The 17,055-nt window shown below is 68.6% G+C and carries 16 protein-coding genes; 15 read left to right on the plus strand and 1 reads right to left on the minus strand.

All coding sequences use genetic code 11. The features are described from left to right. Positions 1-112 precede the first annotated feature (112 nt). The 12 genes from QX204_RS05370 (at position 113) to lexA (ending at position 10,722) form a co-directional block, all read left to right on the plus strand. Positions 113-1,378 carry a glutamate-5-semialdehyde dehydrogenase gene (locus QX204_RS05370; RefSeq protein ID WP_301905470.1) on the plus strand — a complete coding sequence of 422 codons (1,266 nt, stop codon included), beginning with the start codon at positions 113-115 and terminating at the stop codon, positions 1,376-1,378. A gap of 2 nt (positions 1,379-1,380) precedes the next feature. After that, a complete protein-coding gene (locus tag QX204_RS05375) occupies positions 1,381-2,253 on the plus strand; it encodes an AAA family ATPase (protein ID WP_301905471.1) in 873 nt (290 codons plus the stop codon). Positions 2,254-2,255: 2 nt separating this feature from the next. Then, on the plus strand, positions 2,256-3,647 hold the full coding sequence (locus QX204_RS05380) for a vWA domain-containing protein (RefSeq protein WP_301905472.1): 1,392 nt from the start codon (positions 2,256-2,258) through the stop codon (positions 3,645-3,647). Positions 3,648-3,658: 11 nt separating this feature from the next. Further along, complete coding sequence (locus QX204_RS05385; protein ID WP_301905473.1) at positions 3,659-4,000, plus strand: MmcQ/YjbR family DNA-binding protein; 342 nt, start codon at positions 3,659-3,661, stop codon at positions 3,998-4,000. 440 nt (positions 4,001-4,440) lie between these two features. Beyond that, a complete protein-coding gene (locus QX204_RS05390) occupies positions 4,441-5,232 on the plus strand; it encodes a hypothetical protein (RefSeq protein WP_301905475.1) in 792 nt (263 codons plus the stop codon). Between the two features lie 44 nt (positions 5,233-5,276). Further along, positions 5,277-5,918 carry a nicotinate-nucleotide adenylyltransferase gene (gene nadD / locus QX204_RS05395; protein WP_056821473.1) on the plus strand — a complete coding sequence of 214 codons (642 nt, stop codon included), beginning with the start codon at positions 5,277-5,279 and terminating at the stop codon, positions 5,916-5,918. Positions 5,919-5,964: 46 nt separating this feature from the next. Further along, positions 5,965-6,381: a ribosome silencing factor gene (gene rsfS / locus QX204_RS05400; RefSeq protein ID WP_301905476.1), complete on the plus strand. Its 417-nt coding sequence runs from the start codon at positions 5,965-5,967 to the stop codon at positions 6,379-6,381. After that, positions 6,378-7,037: a histidine phosphatase family protein gene (locus QX204_RS05405; RefSeq protein WP_056821470.1), complete on the plus strand. Its 660-nt coding sequence runs from the start codon at positions 6,378-6,380 to the stop codon at positions 7,035-7,037. Before rsfS ends, QX204_RS05405 begins: the two co-directional genes overlap by 4 nt. Then, positions 7,027-8,625 carry a diglucosylglycerate octanoyltransferase gene (gene octT, locus QX204_RS05410; RefSeq protein ID WP_301905477.1) on the plus strand — a complete coding sequence of 533 codons (1,599 nt, stop codon included), beginning with the start codon at positions 7,027-7,029 and terminating at the stop codon, positions 8,623-8,625. Before QX204_RS05405 ends, octT begins: the two co-directional genes overlap by 11 nt. Positions 8,626-8,628: 3 nt before the next feature. Beyond that, positions 8,629-9,471, plus strand: a complete 843-nt coding sequence (locus tag QX204_RS05415; RefSeq protein ID WP_301905478.1) for a DegV family protein — start codon at positions 8,629-8,631, stop codon at positions 9,469-9,471. Positions 9,472-9,543: 72 nt separating this feature from the next. Beyond that, complete coding sequence (locus QX204_RS05420; RefSeq protein WP_301905479.1) at positions 9,544-10,038, plus strand: GNAT family N-acetyltransferase; 495 nt, start codon at positions 9,544-9,546, stop codon at positions 10,036-10,038. A gap of 33 nt (positions 10,039-10,071) precedes the next feature. Further along, complete coding sequence (lexA, locus tag QX204_RS05425; protein ID WP_301905480.1) at positions 10,072-10,722, plus strand: transcriptional repressor LexA; 651 nt, start codon at positions 10,072-10,074, stop codon at positions 10,720-10,722. Between the two features lie 5 nt (positions 10,723-10,727). On the opposite strand, the gene QX204_RS05430 is transcribed toward lexA, so the two are convergent. Beyond that, positions 10,728-11,690 (minus strand): DUF2332 domain-containing protein, encoded by a 963-nt coding sequence (locus QX204_RS05430; protein WP_301905481.1) that lies wholly within the window; start codon positions 11,688-11,690, stop codon positions 10,728-10,730. A gap of 178 nt (positions 11,691-11,868) precedes the next feature. Between QX204_RS05430 and QX204_RS05435 the strand changes: the two genes are divergently transcribed. From QX204_RS05435 to holA, 3 genes are all read left to right on the plus strand, one after another. Continuing rightward, positions 11,869-12,867, plus strand: coding sequence for a ComEA family DNA-binding protein (locus tag QX204_RS05435; protein ID WP_301905482.1), 999 nt, complete (start codon positions 11,869-11,871; stop codon positions 12,865-12,867). Between the two features lie 444 nt (positions 12,868-13,311). Then, positions 13,312-16,083, plus strand: coding sequence for a ComEC/Rec2 family competence protein (locus QX204_RS05440; protein ID WP_301905483.1), 2,772 nt, complete (start codon positions 13,312-13,314; stop codon positions 16,081-16,083). After that, a complete protein-coding gene (holA, locus tag QX204_RS05445; protein ID WP_301905484.1) occupies positions 16,080-17,051 on the plus strand; it encodes a DNA polymerase III subunit delta in 972 nt (323 codons plus the stop codon). Before QX204_RS05440 ends, holA begins: the two co-directional genes overlap by 4 nt. The last annotated feature ends 4 nt before the right edge of the window (positions 17,052-17,055 follow it).

Genomic DNA, 17,055 nt, shown 5'->3' on the forward strand with positions numbered 1-17,055 from the left:
GTCGACCGCTCCGTCGAACCTGTGGATAACTCGGTCCCGCCGCCGGTCGGAGCCGTATTCCGCGCGGCGGGCGGCGTCGAGTGCGCGCGGCGGACTGCGTACGCTGATACCCATGACGGTAGAAGTGACCCCCGAGCTGGACATCCGCGCAGCGGTGCACGACGCCGCACGCAGGGCTCGCGTCGCGTCCCGTGTGCTGGCTCAGCTGACCACGGCGCAGAAGAACGACGCACTGCACGCGGCGGCCGACGCCCTGCTCGCCGCCGCCGATCGCGTGCTCGCGGCCAATGCCGCCGACATCGCGACCGCGCAAGCCGCCGGTACCGAGGAGAATCTGCTCGACCGGCTGCGGCTCACCAAGGCCCGCATCGACGGCATCGCCTCGGGTCTGCGTCAGGTCGCCACGCTGCCCGACCCGGTCGGCGTCATCGTGCGCGGCTCCACCCTGCCCAACGGCCTCGAGATCCGCCAGACCCGTGTTCCGCTGGGCGTGGTCGGCATGGTCTACGAGGCACGGCCCAATGTCACCGTCGACGCCTTCGGCCTCGCCCTCAAGTCGGGCAACGCGGCGCTGCTGCGTGGGTCGTCCTCGGCCGCGAACTCCAACGCGGCGCTGGTCGAAGTCTTGCGCGAAGCCCTTGTCGCCCAGGGTGTCCCGGCCGACGCCGTGCAGCTGCTGCCCAGCGACGACCGCTCCAGCGTCACCCACCTGATCCAGGCCCGCGGCCTCGTCGACGTGGTGATCCCGCGCGGCGGTGCGGGCCTGATCAACGCCGTCGTCCGCGACGCGCAGGTGCCCACCATCGAGACCGGCACCGGCAACTGCCACGTCTACGTGCACGCGGGCGCCGACCTGGACATGGCCGAGGCCATCGTGCTCAATGCCAAGACCCGCCGCCCCAGCGTCTGCAATGCCGCCGAGACCGTCCTCATCGACGCCGCCGTCGCCGAGACCGCGCTGCCCCGCCTCAGCCAGGCACTCACCGACGCGGGCGTCACCATCCACGGTGATCTGCCCGGTCAGGTCCCGGCCACCGATGCCGATTGGGGGGAGGAGTACCTCACCATGGACATCGCGCTGAAGGTCGTCGACGATCTCGACGCCGCCGTCGAGCACATCAACACCTGGGGGACCGGCCACACCGAGGCCATCGTCACCGCCGACCTGGCCGCCGCCCGCGAGTTCACCGCTCGTGTGGACGCCGCCGCGGTGATGGTGAACGCGTCCACCGCCTTCACCGACGGTGAGCAGTTCGGCTTCGGTGCCGAGATCGGCATCTCCACCCAGAAGCTGCATGCCCGCGGCCCGATGGCACTGCCCGAACTCACCTCCACGAAGTGGATCGTGTGGGGCGACGGCCAGACTCGGCCGGTGTGATCATGACTCTCGTACAGGATCCGATCTTCACCTCGGTCGACGATGTCATCGACCGGCTCGCGACCACCGGCTACCTGGCCGACAAGGCAACGGCCACGTCGGTCTTCCTCGCCGATCGGCTGGGTAAGCCGCTGCTCATCGAAGGTCCGGCCGGTGTCGGCAAGACCGAACTGTCGCGAGCGGTGGCCCAGGTCGCCGACGCCGAACTGGTTCGCCTGCAGTGCTACGAAGGCGTCGACGAAGCCCGCGCGCTCTACGAGTGGAACCACGCCAAGCAGATCCTGCGAATCCAGGCGTCGAGTGAAAACGATTGGGCCGAAACCAAAGCCGACGTCTTCACCGAGGAATTCCTGCTCTCGCGCCCGTTGCTCACCGCCATCCGCCGTACCGAGCCGACGGTGCTGCTGATCGACGAGACCGACAAGGCCGATGTCGAGATCGAGGGCCTGCTGCTCGAGGTGCTCAGTGATTTCGCGGTGACCGTGCCCGAACTGGGCACCATCACCGCCACCCGCAAGCCGTTCGTCGTGCTCACCTCGAACGCCACCAGGGAACTGTCGGAGGCGCTCAAACGCCGCTGCCTGTATCTGCACCTGGACTTTCCCGACGAAGACCTCGAGCGCCGCATCTTGGCCAGTCGCGTACCGGAACTCCCGAACATCGTGGCCGAGCAACTGGTGCGGGTCGTGCACGTGCTGCGCGGCATGCAACTCAAGAAGCTGCCCTCGGTCGCCGAAACGATCGACTGGGGCAACACTTTGCTCGCACTCGGCGCCGCCGATCTCGACGACGCGACCGTGCGCGCCACGCTCGGCGTGGTGCTCAAGCACCGCAGCGATCACCAGCGCGCGCTGGCCGAGCTGAAACTGGCCTGATCATGACCGCACCGGCACCGCACGGAATCGGCGGCCACGTCGCCGGTTTCGTCGGTGCGCTCCGGGCCCGTGGCGTGCCGGTCGGCCCGTCGGAAACCGTCGACGCCGGCCGGGTGCTGACCGTGTTGGACCTGCTCGATCGCGAGGCCGTGCGCGAGGGACTGGCCTGTGCGCTGCTGCGCAGACCCACCCATCGCGCCACCTTCGACGGACTGTTCGACCTGTGGTTCCCCGTCGCCGTCGGTGACCGCACCGGCGAGGCTTCGGACCTGCCGCGCACCCCCGACGGGCAGGTCGACCTCGCCGCGCTACGCGAGCAACTGGCCGAGTTGCTCGCTGCCGAGGACAGCGGCCCCCAACAGCAATTGCTGGCCGGGCAGATAGTCGAGCAACTCGGGCAGTACCAGTCCGCGCGCGGACCGTCGTTCTCCGCGTACCAGGCACTCAAAGACGTTGCGCCCCAGTCCTTGCTGGCCAAGATACTCGCGGGTCTCGGCCTGCCGCCGGATGCGAGCGAGCGAGACACCGAGGTCGCCCGCCGTGTCGCCAGGGAACGCATCGCGGGGTTCCGGGCCAGGGTGGAAGCCGAGACCAACCGGCGCGTGGCCGAACAGATCGGGCGCGAACGCGTGGCGACCTATGGTGTCGCCCGCCAGGCCGAGGACGCCGACTTCCTCCGTGCTTCCGAACGCGAGCTCACCGAATTGCGGCGCGGCACTCAGCGTTTGGCTCGGATCCTGGCCTCCCGGCTGGCGGTGCGACGCAAACGGGCCAGGCGCGGCGAGATCGATCTGCGCAAAACCCTGCGCGCGTCGATGTCGACCGGTGGGGTGCCGATCGACCTGGTGAACCGTAAACCTCGCCCCGGCCGACCCGAACTGGTACTGCTGTGCGACATCTCGGGCTCGGTGGCCGGGTTCAGCAACTTCACGCTGCTGCTGGTGAGCGCGTTGCGTGAGCAGTTCTCGCGGGTGCGGATCTTCGCCTTCGTCGACCGCACCGACGAGGTCACCGGTTTCTTCGAGCCGTACGCCGGCCTCGACGATGTGATGACCCGGATCTTCACCGAGTCGCGCATCATCGACGCCGACGGGCACTCCGATTACGGCTACGCGCTCACCAGTTTCGCCGAGAACTTCGGCGAGGCTGTCACCAGCCGCAGCTCGCTGCTGGTCCTCGGCGACGGCCGCACCAACTACCGCAACCCGCAACTGGACACGCTGCGCGAACTGGTCGGTACCGCCCGGCACGCGCACTGGCTCAATCCCGAACCCAAGAATCTGTGGGGGACAGGGGATTCGGCGGCTCGCGACTACGGCTCGGTGATCGAGATGCACGAATGCCGATCAGCTCGACAGCTGACCGAGGTGGTCTCCAGGTTGTTGCCCGTCTGAAGGAGCTGAGGATGAGCGTTGACGTCTTGGCCTACTGCCTGGCGAAACCGGGTGCCTGGGAAGACGAGCCGTGGGAGGGCGACACCGTCGCCAAGGTCGGCGACAAAGTGTTCGCCTTCCTCGGCGCTGGCACGTCGATCGGCCTCAAATGCGGCCGCGACCGTACCGAAGCCGACGAATTGGTCAGCATCTACCCGGGCGATGTCACCGCGTCGGCCTACATCGGCCGCTACGGCTGGAACAGTATTCGCGTCGGCGGCGCGGTCCCCGACGACGAACTGCGCGAACTGATCGACGCCTCCTACGACGCGGTCGTCGCCAAGCTCCCGAAGTCCAAGCGCCCCACTGCCTGAGCTTTTCAGCCGACGTTAAGCGCCTCACATGGCGCCACAACGAAGATCACGCCCATGCTGGCAGGGGCGTCGAGCGACGACGAGCGATCCGAACGACGGATATCGGACGTAGGGAAGGTGCGATCGGGTCATTCCCTCGCCGGCTGGGCGTGGTTCGCTCGGTGACCGACCCGCTCACGAACGAGACCGATCGCGCTCGAGGCGAACCCATCATCATCGGCGGTCCGGCCGACGCGGTGGAAGATCCGGGACGTCGAACCATCGCAGCGCCGGATGCAGCCGCGGCCGGAGACCGGGGACGGCAAGGTGCGCCGGGGCCGACGAGCGATGCGGTCGGAGTATGGGAAGCGGCCGCTCCGGATGGTGCCCCTCGAGGCCCCGCGCCCGGTTCGGGGGCCCGGGCCGCGCGGCGGCTGGCCGGGATCGCTGCGGCACGGCTCGTGGATGCTCCGGCCGCGGCGGAGGAGCAGCTGCGGCGGGCGCTCGTTGTCGGCGCCGGTGAACTGGAGGGCCGAGAACTCGCCGCGATGCGCACCCAGCTGGTCACCGCCGTCGCCGCCCAGCCGGGGCGTGACCGTGAGATGGCCCGTGCCGCCGCCTCGGCTGCCGCCAGTTGGCAGTCGATCTCGCAGGCCGATTCTGTCCATCTGTGGCTGGTCGCCGGGCGTGCCTGGCATCGGGCGGGCAGACACGGCGAGGCGGTGGTCGCCTTCGACCGTCCGCTGCTCACCGGAACTGTCGGCTACCCACCCACCGAGCTCGCCCGGGTCCGTGCCCAGTTCGCCGAATCATTGAATCACCTCGGCCGCTACCGCCAGGCCGCGTGGCAGTTCGCCGAGGCGGCCCGGCTGATCGCCGGTTCGCCCGCGCAGCGCCGCCGTCATGCCGATCTGGTGTGGTCGGCCGCGGTCGCCCGCGAGTGCTGTGGGCAGGAGTCCGAGGCACTCGGGGGCTACCTGCGCGCCGCGGGGCTGTGGGGTGAACTGGACAAGATCGTGCCGAGGGCCCGCTGCCTGCGCGCCGCCGCCTGGCTACAACTGCGCGGACCAGAGGGGCGCGTGCGCGGGCCGTGGTGGGTGACGATCGATGTGTTGCTGACCGAACTCAATCGTCTGGTCGCCGCCGATCCGGCCGCGCACCTCGTCGAAGAGCTGAAACACACCCGTGCCCAGTTCGCCCAGATGTGCGCGCAGGCGGCCCGGCCTCGCGAGCGCCGTGAGGGCCCGCAGTAGTCCGGTCCGCCCCGGTCCGGTCGGCCGGATTAAGCTCAGACCTCATGCACGAAACAGCTCGGCCGCGCCGCAAGCTCGGCGTCATGGGCGGCACCTTCGACCCGATCCACCACGGCCACCTGGTCGCGGCGAGCGAGGTCGCGAACCGGTTCGAGCTCGACGAAGTGATCTTCGTACCGACCGGTCAGCCGTGGCAGAAGGTCAACAAGCAGGTCAGCCCCGCCGAGGATCGCTACCTGATGACGGTCATCGCCACCGCGTCCAACCCGAGGTTCTCCGTCAGCCGGGCCGACATCGAACGCAACAAGGTCACCTACACGGTGGACACCCTGCGGGAGATGCAAAACACGCATCCCGACGCGGAGCTGTACTTCATCACCGGTGCGGACGCGCTGGCCAACATCCTGACATGGCAGGATTGGACCGAACTATTCGAACTGGCGAAGTTCGTCGGGGTGAGCCGACCGGGTTACGAACTGAACACCGACCATCTCGAGGAGCATCTGCGGGACCTTCCCGCCGACGCCGTGACGATGGTCGAGATCCCCGCGCTGGCCATCTCGTCGAGCGAGTGCCGCCGCCGCGCAGCGGATGGTCGGCCGGTCTGGTACCTCGTCCCCGACGGCGTGGTGCAGTACATATCGAAGCGGCACCTCTACGTGCCCGCAGGAACGGAAGGTAGCTGACGTTGAGCCACATGATCGAGGGTCTGACCCCACAGGAGGAGACCGTATGAGTGCCTCTACCGAAGCGATCGAGATGGCAACGGTCGCCGCACTCGCGGCCGACGACAAGCTCGCCACCGATGTCGTAGTGCTCGACGTCTCGGAGCAGTTGGTGATCACCGACTGCTTCGTGATCGCCTCGGCGCCCAATGAGCGCCAGGTCAACGCGATCGTCGACAACATCGAGGACAAGCTGCGCGAAGCCGGCCACAAGCCGGTCCGTCGCGAAGGCACCCGTGAGGGCCGCTGGGCACTGCTCGACTACGTCGACATCGTCGTGCACGTCCAGCACAACGACGAGCGCAATTTCTACGCACTCGAGCGCCTGTGGCGTGACTGCCCGGCAGTTCCCGTCGAGGGCATCGCCGCAATCCCGACTCCGGCAGCGGACGACGACGCGCAGGTAGAGGGAATCGACGAGTGAGCAAGTACGCCCATGTGCGCAACCTGATCCTGTTGCGGCACGGGCAGACCGAATGGAACGCGGCCGACCGGATGCAGGGCCAGATCGACACCGATCTCACCGAACTCGGTCGCCAACAGGCCAAAGAGGCTGCGCGCGAACTGGGTTCACGCAACGCCATCGCGATCCACGCCTCCGATCTGCGCCGTGCCAAGGAAACCGCGCAGGCGCTCGGCGACATCAGCGATCTGCCTGTCCTCACCGATCAGCGGCTGCGCGAGACCAACCTGGGTGACTGGGAAGGCCTGACCCACCTCGAAGTCGATGCCGACTACCCCGGCGCGCGTGTGCAGTGGCGTCTGGACGCCACCTACACACCGCCCGGTGGCGAGAGCAAGCTCGAGGTCGGTGCGCGGGCACTGCCTGTGGTGCGCGAACTGTACAACGAGCGGCAGGATTGGCCCGGTCGGACTATCATCCTGGTTGCGCACGGCGGGCTGATCGCTGCTCTGACGGCCGCGTTGCTGGAACTGCCACCGGAGAACTGGCCTGCCCTCGGCGGGTTGGCCAATACCAGCTGGGTGCAGCTTTCCAGTCACGGCCCGGATGTCGACCGACCCGGCTGGCGCCTCGATGTGTGGAACGCAGCGGCGAAGGTAGCTCCCGATGTCCAATGAAGAGCCCGACCGATCAGTACCTGATGAGATGTTCCAGCAGGTGACGGCCAAAGCCGGTCGGCAATTGCCGGACGCGCTATTCGGTCCGCCACCCGCTCGCGCGGAGCGCGAGGAGCCGATCCGTTCGGTACCGGACGAACTCTTCAAGCAGGTCACCGCACGCAGCGAACGATCGCTGCCCGATGCCCTGTTCGGCCCGGTTCCCCCGCCGGTCGTACCTGAACCGGAGCCGGTCGACTCGGAGGCAGCGGCCGACGAGTCCGGCTCGGAGGCAGCGGATTCCGAGTCGTCGGCAGTCGAGGTTCCCTCGGACGACAGCGTCGACGCCGACAGCGCGGTGAGCTCGGTCGGTGACGATGCCGAGGGTGAACTCGGCGCGGTCGAGATCGCATCGAGTTCCGCTGTGCGGGAAGCCGAATCCGGCGGCGTGGACTCTGTTGTCGTAGATACGGATACCGACCAGTCGGCTGCGGATTCGGCTCCCGTCGGCGACGTCTCCGCCGAGGATCCGGCGGTAGTCACCGAGTCGCTCGCGGAGGCCGCCGGATCGATCGATTCGGCTGTGCCACAAACACTCCGACCGGAGACGGCCGATCCGGTTCTGTCCGATGCCGAGGTCACTACCTCGGTCGACGATCCCGGAGCTGCTTCGGTCGAGGTCGCGGCGGTCGCCTCTGCAATCGATCCCGCCGCTGCACGCCTGGACGCGGACCTGGACTCCGCAGAAAGCTTGCTGACGGCTTCTCCTGCCGCCGACGCGAATCTCGTCGTCGCGGCGGCTACGAACGCGGTTGCACCGCAGGGCGAATCGGTTGCTGTGGCAGCCGCCGGTTCGTTGCTCGTCGAGGAAGCCGGTTCGCCGAGGCCGGTGGAGTCCGCCGCACCGCGCCCCGTGCTGCTGGTGATCGCGGACTCGCTCGCCTATTACGGTCCGAAAGGCGGTCTGCCCGCCGACGATCCGCGAATCTGGCCGAATATGGTCGCCGCGGAACTGGATTGGGATGTCGAGCTGATCGCGCGGATCGGCTGGACCTGTCGCGATGCGTACTGGGCGCTGATCGGTGATCCGCGGGTATGGGCCGCGGTACCGCGTGCCGGGGCGGTCGTGTTCGCCGTCGGCGGCATGGACACCCTGCCGTCTCCGCTGCCCACCGCGCTGCGGGAGATGATCCGCTACATCCGTCCGCCGCGGCTGCGCCGTGGCGTGCGAGCGACGTACAACTGGTTGCAGCCGAAGCTGTCGAAACTCGGTCGCCCGGTTGCCCTTCCGCCGAGGGTGAGCGTGGACTACCTGGAGCAGTCGCGGACCGCGTTGAACCACCTGCGGCCCGAGCTGCCGGTCGTGGCGGTATTGCCGTCGGTGCACAAGTGCGATGCCTACGGGCGGGTGCATCGGGGCAGGCCACGGGCGGTCAAGGCTTTGCAGGCGTGGTCCGGTCGCACCTCGGTGCCGCTCGTCGACCTCGGTGAGGCCGTGCGCGACGACATCGAGTCGGGCTCGGCGAACCCGGACGGCATCCACTGGGGCTGGGCTGGGCACGCGGCAGTGGCGACGGCGATGACCAAGGCGCTGCAGGAGGTCCGGTAGTCCGTGGCCGTTGTGGTGGTCACCGATTCGGCGGCGGGATTGTCCGCTGATCTCGTCGCCGAGCTCGGTATCGAAGTGGTGCCGTTGCATGTGCTCGTCGGTGAGCGGGAGATCCGGGAGGGCGTCGATCCGATCGAGATCGACTACACGGCGGACTCGGTCACCACCTCGGCCGCTTCGCCAGGAGAACTGCGTGAAGCCTACGAACGCGCGTTGAGCCACAGCGACGGTGACGGGGTCGTCGCGGTGCATCTGTCGCGCCGATTGTCGGCGACCTGGGAATCGGGTCGCCAGGCGGTGCGCGACATGGACGCCGAAGATCGTGTGCGCGTGGTCGATTCGCTCGGCGCCGGTCTGGCCACCGGTCTGCCGGTGCTGGCCGCCGCGCGCAGGGCGATGGCAGGCGAGGCGCTCGACGATGTCTACGAGTGCGCGGTGTCGGCCTCGACCCGTTCTCGCACGTTCATCCTGGTCAACCGCACCGAGCAACTCCGCAAGGGCGGCAGGCTGAGCAGTGCCGCGGCGTTCTTCGGCAGCGAACTGGTGACGAAGCCGCTGCTGCAGCTGGTGGAGGGCAAGCTCGAAATGCGCGAGAAGGTGCGCACCCGATCTCGCGCCTACACCAAGCTGGTAGCCGCCGCGGTGGACGCGGCCGCCTCCGATGGTGCGGCCCTGGGGATTCAGCATCTCGGTGCCCCCGAGGCCGCCGAGAACATCGCGGCGCAACTGCGTGAGCAGCTGCCGGAGGTTCGGGAACTCTATGTCGCCGAATTCGGCCCCGCGCTCGGTGTGCACCTCGGTGTCGGCGCGGTCGCCGTCGCGGTGTTGCCGGGCGGATGTGTCTGAGCGGTGCCGGTTCAGAATCTCGCTGAGGGTAAACCCGTCGGAGGCGGCGATCCGGTGCCTACCGTAGGTGGCATGGCTGGCACCACCTCTCCACGCACCGACCTCCCACTGCGGGTACTCGAAGTCGACTGGGAACATCCCGATGCCGAGACGCTGCGCGCGGAGATGTCGGCGGAGGTCGGCCCTCGCTACGCCTATCTCGAGCTCGCCGAGCGTGGGCTCGCGCCCAATGCGGTCGATCTTTCCAGCGTGCACCGAACCTTCGTCGCCTACGCGGCGGAAGAACCAGCCGGCCACGCCGCATTGCGGTGGAACTCCGATGATCTCGAACTCAAGCGGATGTTCGTCCGCCCCGCTTATCGCGGCACCGGAACCGCGACCGCGCTCCTGCACGCGGCCGAGGCTGCTGTCCGAGCGGCGGGCAGGCCCCGGATAATCCTGCAGACCGGGCATCTGCAGCCCGACGCGGTGCGTTTCTACGAACGCAGCGGCTATCACCGGATTCCGTTGTTCGCGCCGTATCACGTCCTGCCGTTGTCGAACTGTTTCGCGAGGAACCTGGACTGAAGTGGTGATCGCGGGGGGATCTAGGATTCCCCGATGACCGGATACGACGACTTCGACCACCTCGACGCCGCGAACCTGCCTCCCCGCAGGCAACATATCCTCGCCGTGATCAGGGATTCGGTACTCGCCCACGGCTACGCGCCGAGCACACGGGAGATCGCCGACGCGGTGGGCCTGCGCTCCACATCCACGGTCTCCCAACACCTGAAGGCCTTGGAGGAGGACGGTTTCCTGCGCCGTGCCGCCACCATGGCCCGTCCCATCGACGTGCGCCTGTTCCTGCGCGGCGCACCCGCTGCCGACTCCGATGCCTCGGTGTCGGTGCCCGTCGTGGGCGACATCGCCGCGGGCGCCCCGATCCTGGCCGAACACAACCCCGACGATGTCATGACGCTGCCGCGTGAACTGGTCGGCCGCGGTGAGGTTTTCGGTCTGCGAGTACGCGGTGACTCGATGATCGACGCCGCGATCTGCGACGGCGATCTCGTCGTGGTCCGTAGTCAGCGAGAAGCCAACTCCGGCGACATCGTCGCCGCCATGATCGGCGAGGAAGCCACGGTCAAGGTGTACCGCCGTCGCAACGGCCACGTCCACCTCGAACCGCGCAACCCCGCCTACTCCGTGATCGACGGCGACGAAGCGGTCATCCTGGGCCGCGTCGTGTCGGTGATGCGCCGACTCTGAGGTCGCTACGCCGGGCCGAACCAGTCCAGCGACTGGCCGTGCGGCCCGGCGTACGCCAACGGCTCGTCGTCGAGGGCGAGTACCAACCGGGCCGCCGCCGACTCGCGTGCCGGCAGCCGATCGACAAGCGAGGCGATCACCCCGGTGCCCTCCTGCGAAACCCAATGGCAGGGCAGATCCTGCACCGTCGCACGGAAGTCCGCGCGCGCCCGCGGCGAGAGATAGGTGAGCACGGCGCTGTGGAACACCACCACCGTGCTGTCGCGTGGTGCCTCGTGAACCAACTCGGTGACGAGCTCGTTCAAGTCGCCGGTCGCGATGGTCGCAGGATCGGCGGCGGCGATCGCACAGGCCGCGCGCAGCCGAGTCAGCCGCTCGCCCTGACCCGGCCAGATGAGCGCAGACAACCACTGCTGGTCGTCCTCGTCGCCGGCATCGAGCGGATTCAGATCCACTCCAGCTCGATGGACGATTCGGGGGAGCCGGTCCGGGATCGGCACCGGACCGGTTGTCTCGCAGGTCAACACAACCGGCGACGGACCGTCGGACGGATCCAACGCGGCTCCGGCGTAGCGATAGCTGAAACGGTCCGGGTACAGGCACAGTCCCGCCGAGGCGCCGACCTCGATGAGTGACAGGGGTCCGGGTAGCCGGGCCAGCACCGGCAGTAGTGTCGCCGCTCGGCCCGCTTCGTTCGTCTGCGTTCGCCGGGTCAGTGCCGTGGCGGAGATCGCAGGCCAGTTCTCGCGCAGTTGTGCGCGGAACTCGCTGTAGGGAACCGCGTTCGCACCGTTCACTCGCGCGGCAGCCAGGATCAGGTTGGGTTGCTGCTTGTCCGTCGGCAATCCGGCGATCAGCGCCAGCGTCGCCGGATCCGTGCTGATATCCAGTGCTCGTCGGTGATAGAGCGGGGAATTGTCGCGCGCCTCGTGGAGTGCGAAGTCGCGGAATCGTTGTGCGGGTTCCATACGTACCTGAGTACTTCGAGTCGGCCATGGGCGCACGGTATCCACTCGGGCAGGCCGGAATCCGTGCGTGAGGGTCGCCGAGGGCGGGTTGTCCACAGGCTCGGAGTTATCCACAGGTTTCTTTCCGGCCCAGGTCAGCGAGTCTTCGTCAGCTCGGCGTCGGCATAGCGTCGCTGCCATGTCACGACACGAGGAGCACGAGCGGGTACGGCAGCGGCTGGGTGGTCTGGCGGTTCGCGAGCGAGTACGACCGAGCAGTCGACCGCCGCGCGAGTCCGAGAGGGGTTCCGGGACGGCTGATTCGCGCGTCGACGACGATGCAGGGCAGTGGGACGAAGACGAACTCGCACCCTCGTCCGGGCCACCGGGAGCGGTCGCGACACCGGGGTGGCTCGACGACGGTGCCTCGCGAGGACGAAACCGGCTGGTGCCCGAGCGCTTTCGTGAAGCACGGCTGGATCCGGGTCGTCGCGGAGCGATAGTCCTCGGCCTGGTGGGAGTCATCGCCGTGGTGCTGACCGGTGTGCTGGTGCTGCGCGATCAGCCCGTGGCGCGGGCGGTGCCACCGGTGCCGGTACTCCGGTCGGAGAGCATTGCGGTGCAGGCCGATCCGACCGTTGCAGTTTCGGCCGTGTCGAGCCGAGGACCGAGTACGAGTGCTGAGGTTGTCGTCAGCGTGGTCGGTTTGGTCGAGCGTGCTGGGCTGCACCGACTGCCGGACGGATCTCGGATCGCCGATGCTCTCGAGAAAGCCGGCGGGACCCGAGAAGGCGCCGATCTGGCAGGCCTGAACCTGGCCCAACGACTTTCCGACGGTGACCAGGTCGTCGTCGGTGCCACCGACCCCCAGGTCGGACAACCACGCCTCGGCAGCATCATGATCGGTGCCGGTCGCGCCTCCCCACCCGCGCCGAACAGCGCAGGCCCGAGCAAAGTGGGTTCTGATTCCGCAGGTCCCAGCACCGGGGGTGGTCCGGGCGCCGAATCCCGCGTCGATCTGAACTCCGCGACCGAAGCCGAATTGGACGCCCTACCCGGAGTCGGCCCGGTCACCGCCAAAGCGATCCTCGCGTGGCGCTCGACCAACGGCCGTTTCACCGATGTCGCTCAACTCGGCGAGGTCGACGGCATCGGTCCGGCACGCTTGGCCCGACTGCGCGAGCTGGTGACGACATGATGCCTCCGTGCGGTAGCGGAGAACACGAAAGCTGCCGCACCGCGACCGATCACCAAGTGGTCGCTGACCCAGCGGAGGCGGCCGTATGACCTGCCCGATGTGGCCATGCGTGCGGCAGGAAAGCCTGCGCGCCACGGACCGATCCGCGAGGACGCTGGACGACCGGGCCTCGGATCCCGGCGACCTTCCTGCGGCCTGCGCGATCGGACTCGGCGAAACACAGTGCGCCGCGAACATACCCACGGGGCATTCGGATAGCAGTAGGTCCAGACGTGACGACGTGGTCGGCGGATGAGAGCGGCGCTGGGCGAGGAGGCAGCGCGGGAGGAGTCAGCCGAGCGGCGAGCATCGAGGTCCACGCCGCGGGTGAGGGCCGAGAAGCTTCGGCGGACATGGGTAGCGCGGTTCCGGCACGCAGCGGGAAGACCGGAACAGGATCGGCGGATGAGCGCAGGACCGCAGGGGGAGGCTGTCGTCGCCGATGTGGAGCATCAGGTGCTCGATATGCGGCTGGTGCCCGCGGCGCTCGGGTGTTGGGTGGCGACGATCGTCGCGGTGACCATGGGGTGGGTTGCGGGCTCGGTGGTGGCGGTAGGCGCCGTGGTGGTGGCGATCGGGCTATGGGTGGTGCTGTTGTGGGCGATGGCGCATCGGCGGGAGCGGTGGCGGGTTGTCGCGGTAACCGGGTTGGCGACGATGTTGCTCGGCGCAGGCTTCGCGGCTGCGGGTGCTTGGCAGGAGCACCATGTCCAATCACACCCGCTGCGAGAGTCGTTCGGTCGATCGGTGAATGTGTTCGCGGTCGTCACCGACGATGCGAAGCCGATGCGCGCCGGCGGGTTCGGTGGTGAGCGGCGGTGGATCGTTCGCGCGGGTCTGCGCGAATTCGGTCATGGTCGGGAGTGGACGCAGGCGGGCGGTTCGATCGTGGTGCTCGCGCAGGGGAGCGAATGGGCGGAGTTGTCGCCCGGACAGCTGGTGCGGTTCCGGGCCGAGGTCAGTGAGCCGAGCCGGGCGGATCTGACTGTTGCCACCCTGCGCGCCACCGATGCACCGAAGCGAATCGGCGAGCCGCCGTGGTGGCAGCGGCTCGCGGCGAGCGTGCGATCGGACCTGGTCGAGGCGTCCGCCGCGGCCCTGCCGCCGACCGCGGCGGGGTTGCTGCCCGCGCTCGTCGTGGGCGATACCGTCGCATTGTCAGAAGAAGTGCGTGACGCGTTCGAAGTGGCTGGACTGCAGCACCTCTGTGTTGTCAGTGGAGCCAATTTCACGATCGTGTTGACGGCCCTGTTGGCACTCACTCGACTGCTCACGGCAGGTCCGCGGATCAGCGCCGCCGCGGCGGCGGGGGTCGTCGTCCTGTTCGTCGTCATCGCACGGCCCGACCCGAGTGTGCTGCGCGCGGCAGCGATGGGTTCGGTGACAGTGCTGGCTCTGCTCACCGGACGGCGCAAACAGGCGCTACCCGCGTTGTGCGCGGCCGTGATCGGATTGCTCGCCGTCGCACCAGAATTGGCGGTGAGCGCGGGATTCGCACTGTCGGTGATCGCGACGGCGGGGCTCATCCTGCTGGCGCCCAGTTGGGCGGACTGGTTGCGAGCGCGCGGATGGTGGCGCGCACCGGCGGAGATCGTCGCGGTATCGGCGGCCGCGTTCGTCGTCACCTTGCCGCTGATGGTCGCCTTGTCGGGGCGGGTGAGCCTTGTGGCGATCGTGGCGAACGCGCTCGTCGCACCGGTGGTCGGGCTGATCACGGTGATCGGTGCGGTGGGCGCTGTCGTAGCGTGCGGGTGGGGTGGTGGTGCGGTGTGGGTGCTCTGGTGTGCCCGCCCACCGATGTGGTGGTTGCTCGGCGTCGCCGATCGCGCTGCGGCGGTGCCGGGCGCGGCGGTAACGGTGCCGGGAGGTGCGGCCGGGGGAGCGGTCGCGGCAGTGGTCGTCGTGGCGGTCGTGGCCGCCTTGCGGTGGTCGCACACTCGCAGGTTTCTCGCCGTAGCGGCGTTGGGTGTGTCGATAGTGCTGCTCCCGGTGCGCTTCTTGCAGCCGGGTTGGCCGCCACCGGGGTGGGTGCTCGCGATGTGCGACGTCGGCCAGGGCGATGGCCTGGCCTTGTCGGTCGCTCCCGGTGCCGCCGTCGTCATCGACGTCGGCCCCGATCCTCGCCCGATGCGGGCGTGCCTGGACCGCCTGAGAATCGCCCACATTCCCCTCCTCGTCCTCACCCACCCACACGCCGACCACATCAATGGACTCGCAGGCGCCCTCCGGGGCCGCACCGTCGACGCGATAGCCACCGCCCCGGGCGAACTCCGCCCAGCCATCGCCCGAACCTGCGCCGTCGCGAACCGAACCCACGAGGTGACGTCGGTCCCAGCACCGACACCGACCGCGCCAGGGGAACCGCAGCCGGCCGCGGCCGCACACCAGAGGCAGCGAGCGCCGACTGCGGGTGGCCCTACGCGTCCGAGGACGGGGACCGATCAGGTCGTCTGCCCGAGTGGAGCACCGGGGGAGAGGCCGGCGAAGGGTGACAGTCGGCCAACGGACCACACCGGTTCCCAGCGAGAATCGCACGGCCACAGTGACGACTCCGGCGGAGTCGAGCGGGTGGCGCAACTCGCTGGTGCGGCCGGCATTCCGCTCATGGAACTGCACGCAGGGCACGAAATGACTTTCGGGACAGTCGGATTGCGTGTGTTGGCACCGAGCAGGGAGGAGCCGACATCATTGGCTGCCGATGAGGCCAACGATCGGTCGCTGGTGATGCGGGCGCGTACTCCGGCCGGGACGATCCTGTTCACCGGTGACATCGAGGCCGAGGCACAGGACCGGATCGTGCGTGGCGGTGATGTCAGGGCGGACATCCTCAAGGTGCCGCATCACGGGTCGCGCACCACCACAGCGGAATTCCTTCGTGCTGTCGGTCCGCGCCTGGCCTTGGTCAGCGCCGGTTCGGGCAATACCTTCGGCCACCCGCACCCGACGGTGATCACCGCCCTTGCCGCGCTCGGCACCACCGTGGCTCGGACCGACGTCGACGGTGACGTCGTGATCGTGGGTACCGCCTCCGAACTGCGGACTGTGACGTCCCGCCGACGCGCGCCACCTGCGCGTCACAGACCCGCACCCCGATGGCGGGGCCATGGATTCAGGGTGAATCGCGGGAGGTGGCGCGTGTCCCGGTTGTCGGTGGGCGTACGTAGGATCGCCTGGTGAGCGAACGCCCTGCCTCGGTGCACCTGGTCCTCGGCGACGAGGAACTGCTGGTCGAACGTGCGGTTGCGAAGGTGACCGCGCAGGTGCGGGCCTGTGCGCCCGATCCGGACTCGGTGCCGGTCGATCGATTGCGCGCCGGGGACGCGAGCACCGCTGAGCTGGCCGAGTTGCTCAGTCCGTCGCTGTTCGCCGAAGACCGGGTGATCGTGCTCGAGTCGGCGGCCGAGGCGGGCAAGGACGCTGTCGCGGTGATCACCGAGGCCGCGGCCGATCCGCCCGACGGTGTGGTGCTCATGGTTCTGCACTCGGGCGGCGGCCGGGCCAAAGCGCTGGCACCCGCGCTACAGAAGAAGGGCGCGACCGTGCACGAGTGCACGAAGCTCAACAAGGGCGCCGAGCGGGCGGAGTTCGTGCGGGGCGAGTTCCGGACGCTCGGGGTCAAGGTACCGGCCGAAGTCGTTCAGGTCCTGCTCGAATCCGTCGGTTCGGAGCTGCGCGAATTGGCCGCCGCCTGTTCACAATTGGTGTCCGACACCGGCGGCAAGGTCGACGCGAACGCGGTCCGTCGCTACTACTCCGGCCGAGCCGAGGTCACCGGCTTCGACGTGGCCGATCTCGCCGTCGCCGGCGACCGCCCCGGCGCGATGGAGGCCCTGCGCTGGGCCACCGACCGCGGTGTCCCACACGTCCTGCTGGCCGACGCCCTCGCCGACTCCGTCCACACCATCGCCAAAGTCGGCTCGGCAGGCCGCGGCGACCCGTTCGCCCTCGCCCAGAAACTCGGCATGCCCCCCTGGAAGATCAAAAAAGCCCAGGCCCAAGCGCGCGGCTGGAATCCCGCCACCATCGGCACCGCCCTACAGGTGGTCGCCACCCTCAACGCCGACGTCAAGGGTGGCGCCGCCGACGCCACCTACGCCGTGGAACACGCCCTCGCCCGCATCCTCGACCTCCGCACCACCGGCTGAGCCA

Source organism: Nocardia sp. PE-7, assembly GCF_030486425.1.
In the GTDB taxonomy this organism is placed as follows: Bacteria; Actinomycetota; Actinomycetes; order Mycobacteriales; family Mycobacteriaceae; genus Nocardia; species Nocardia salmonicida_A.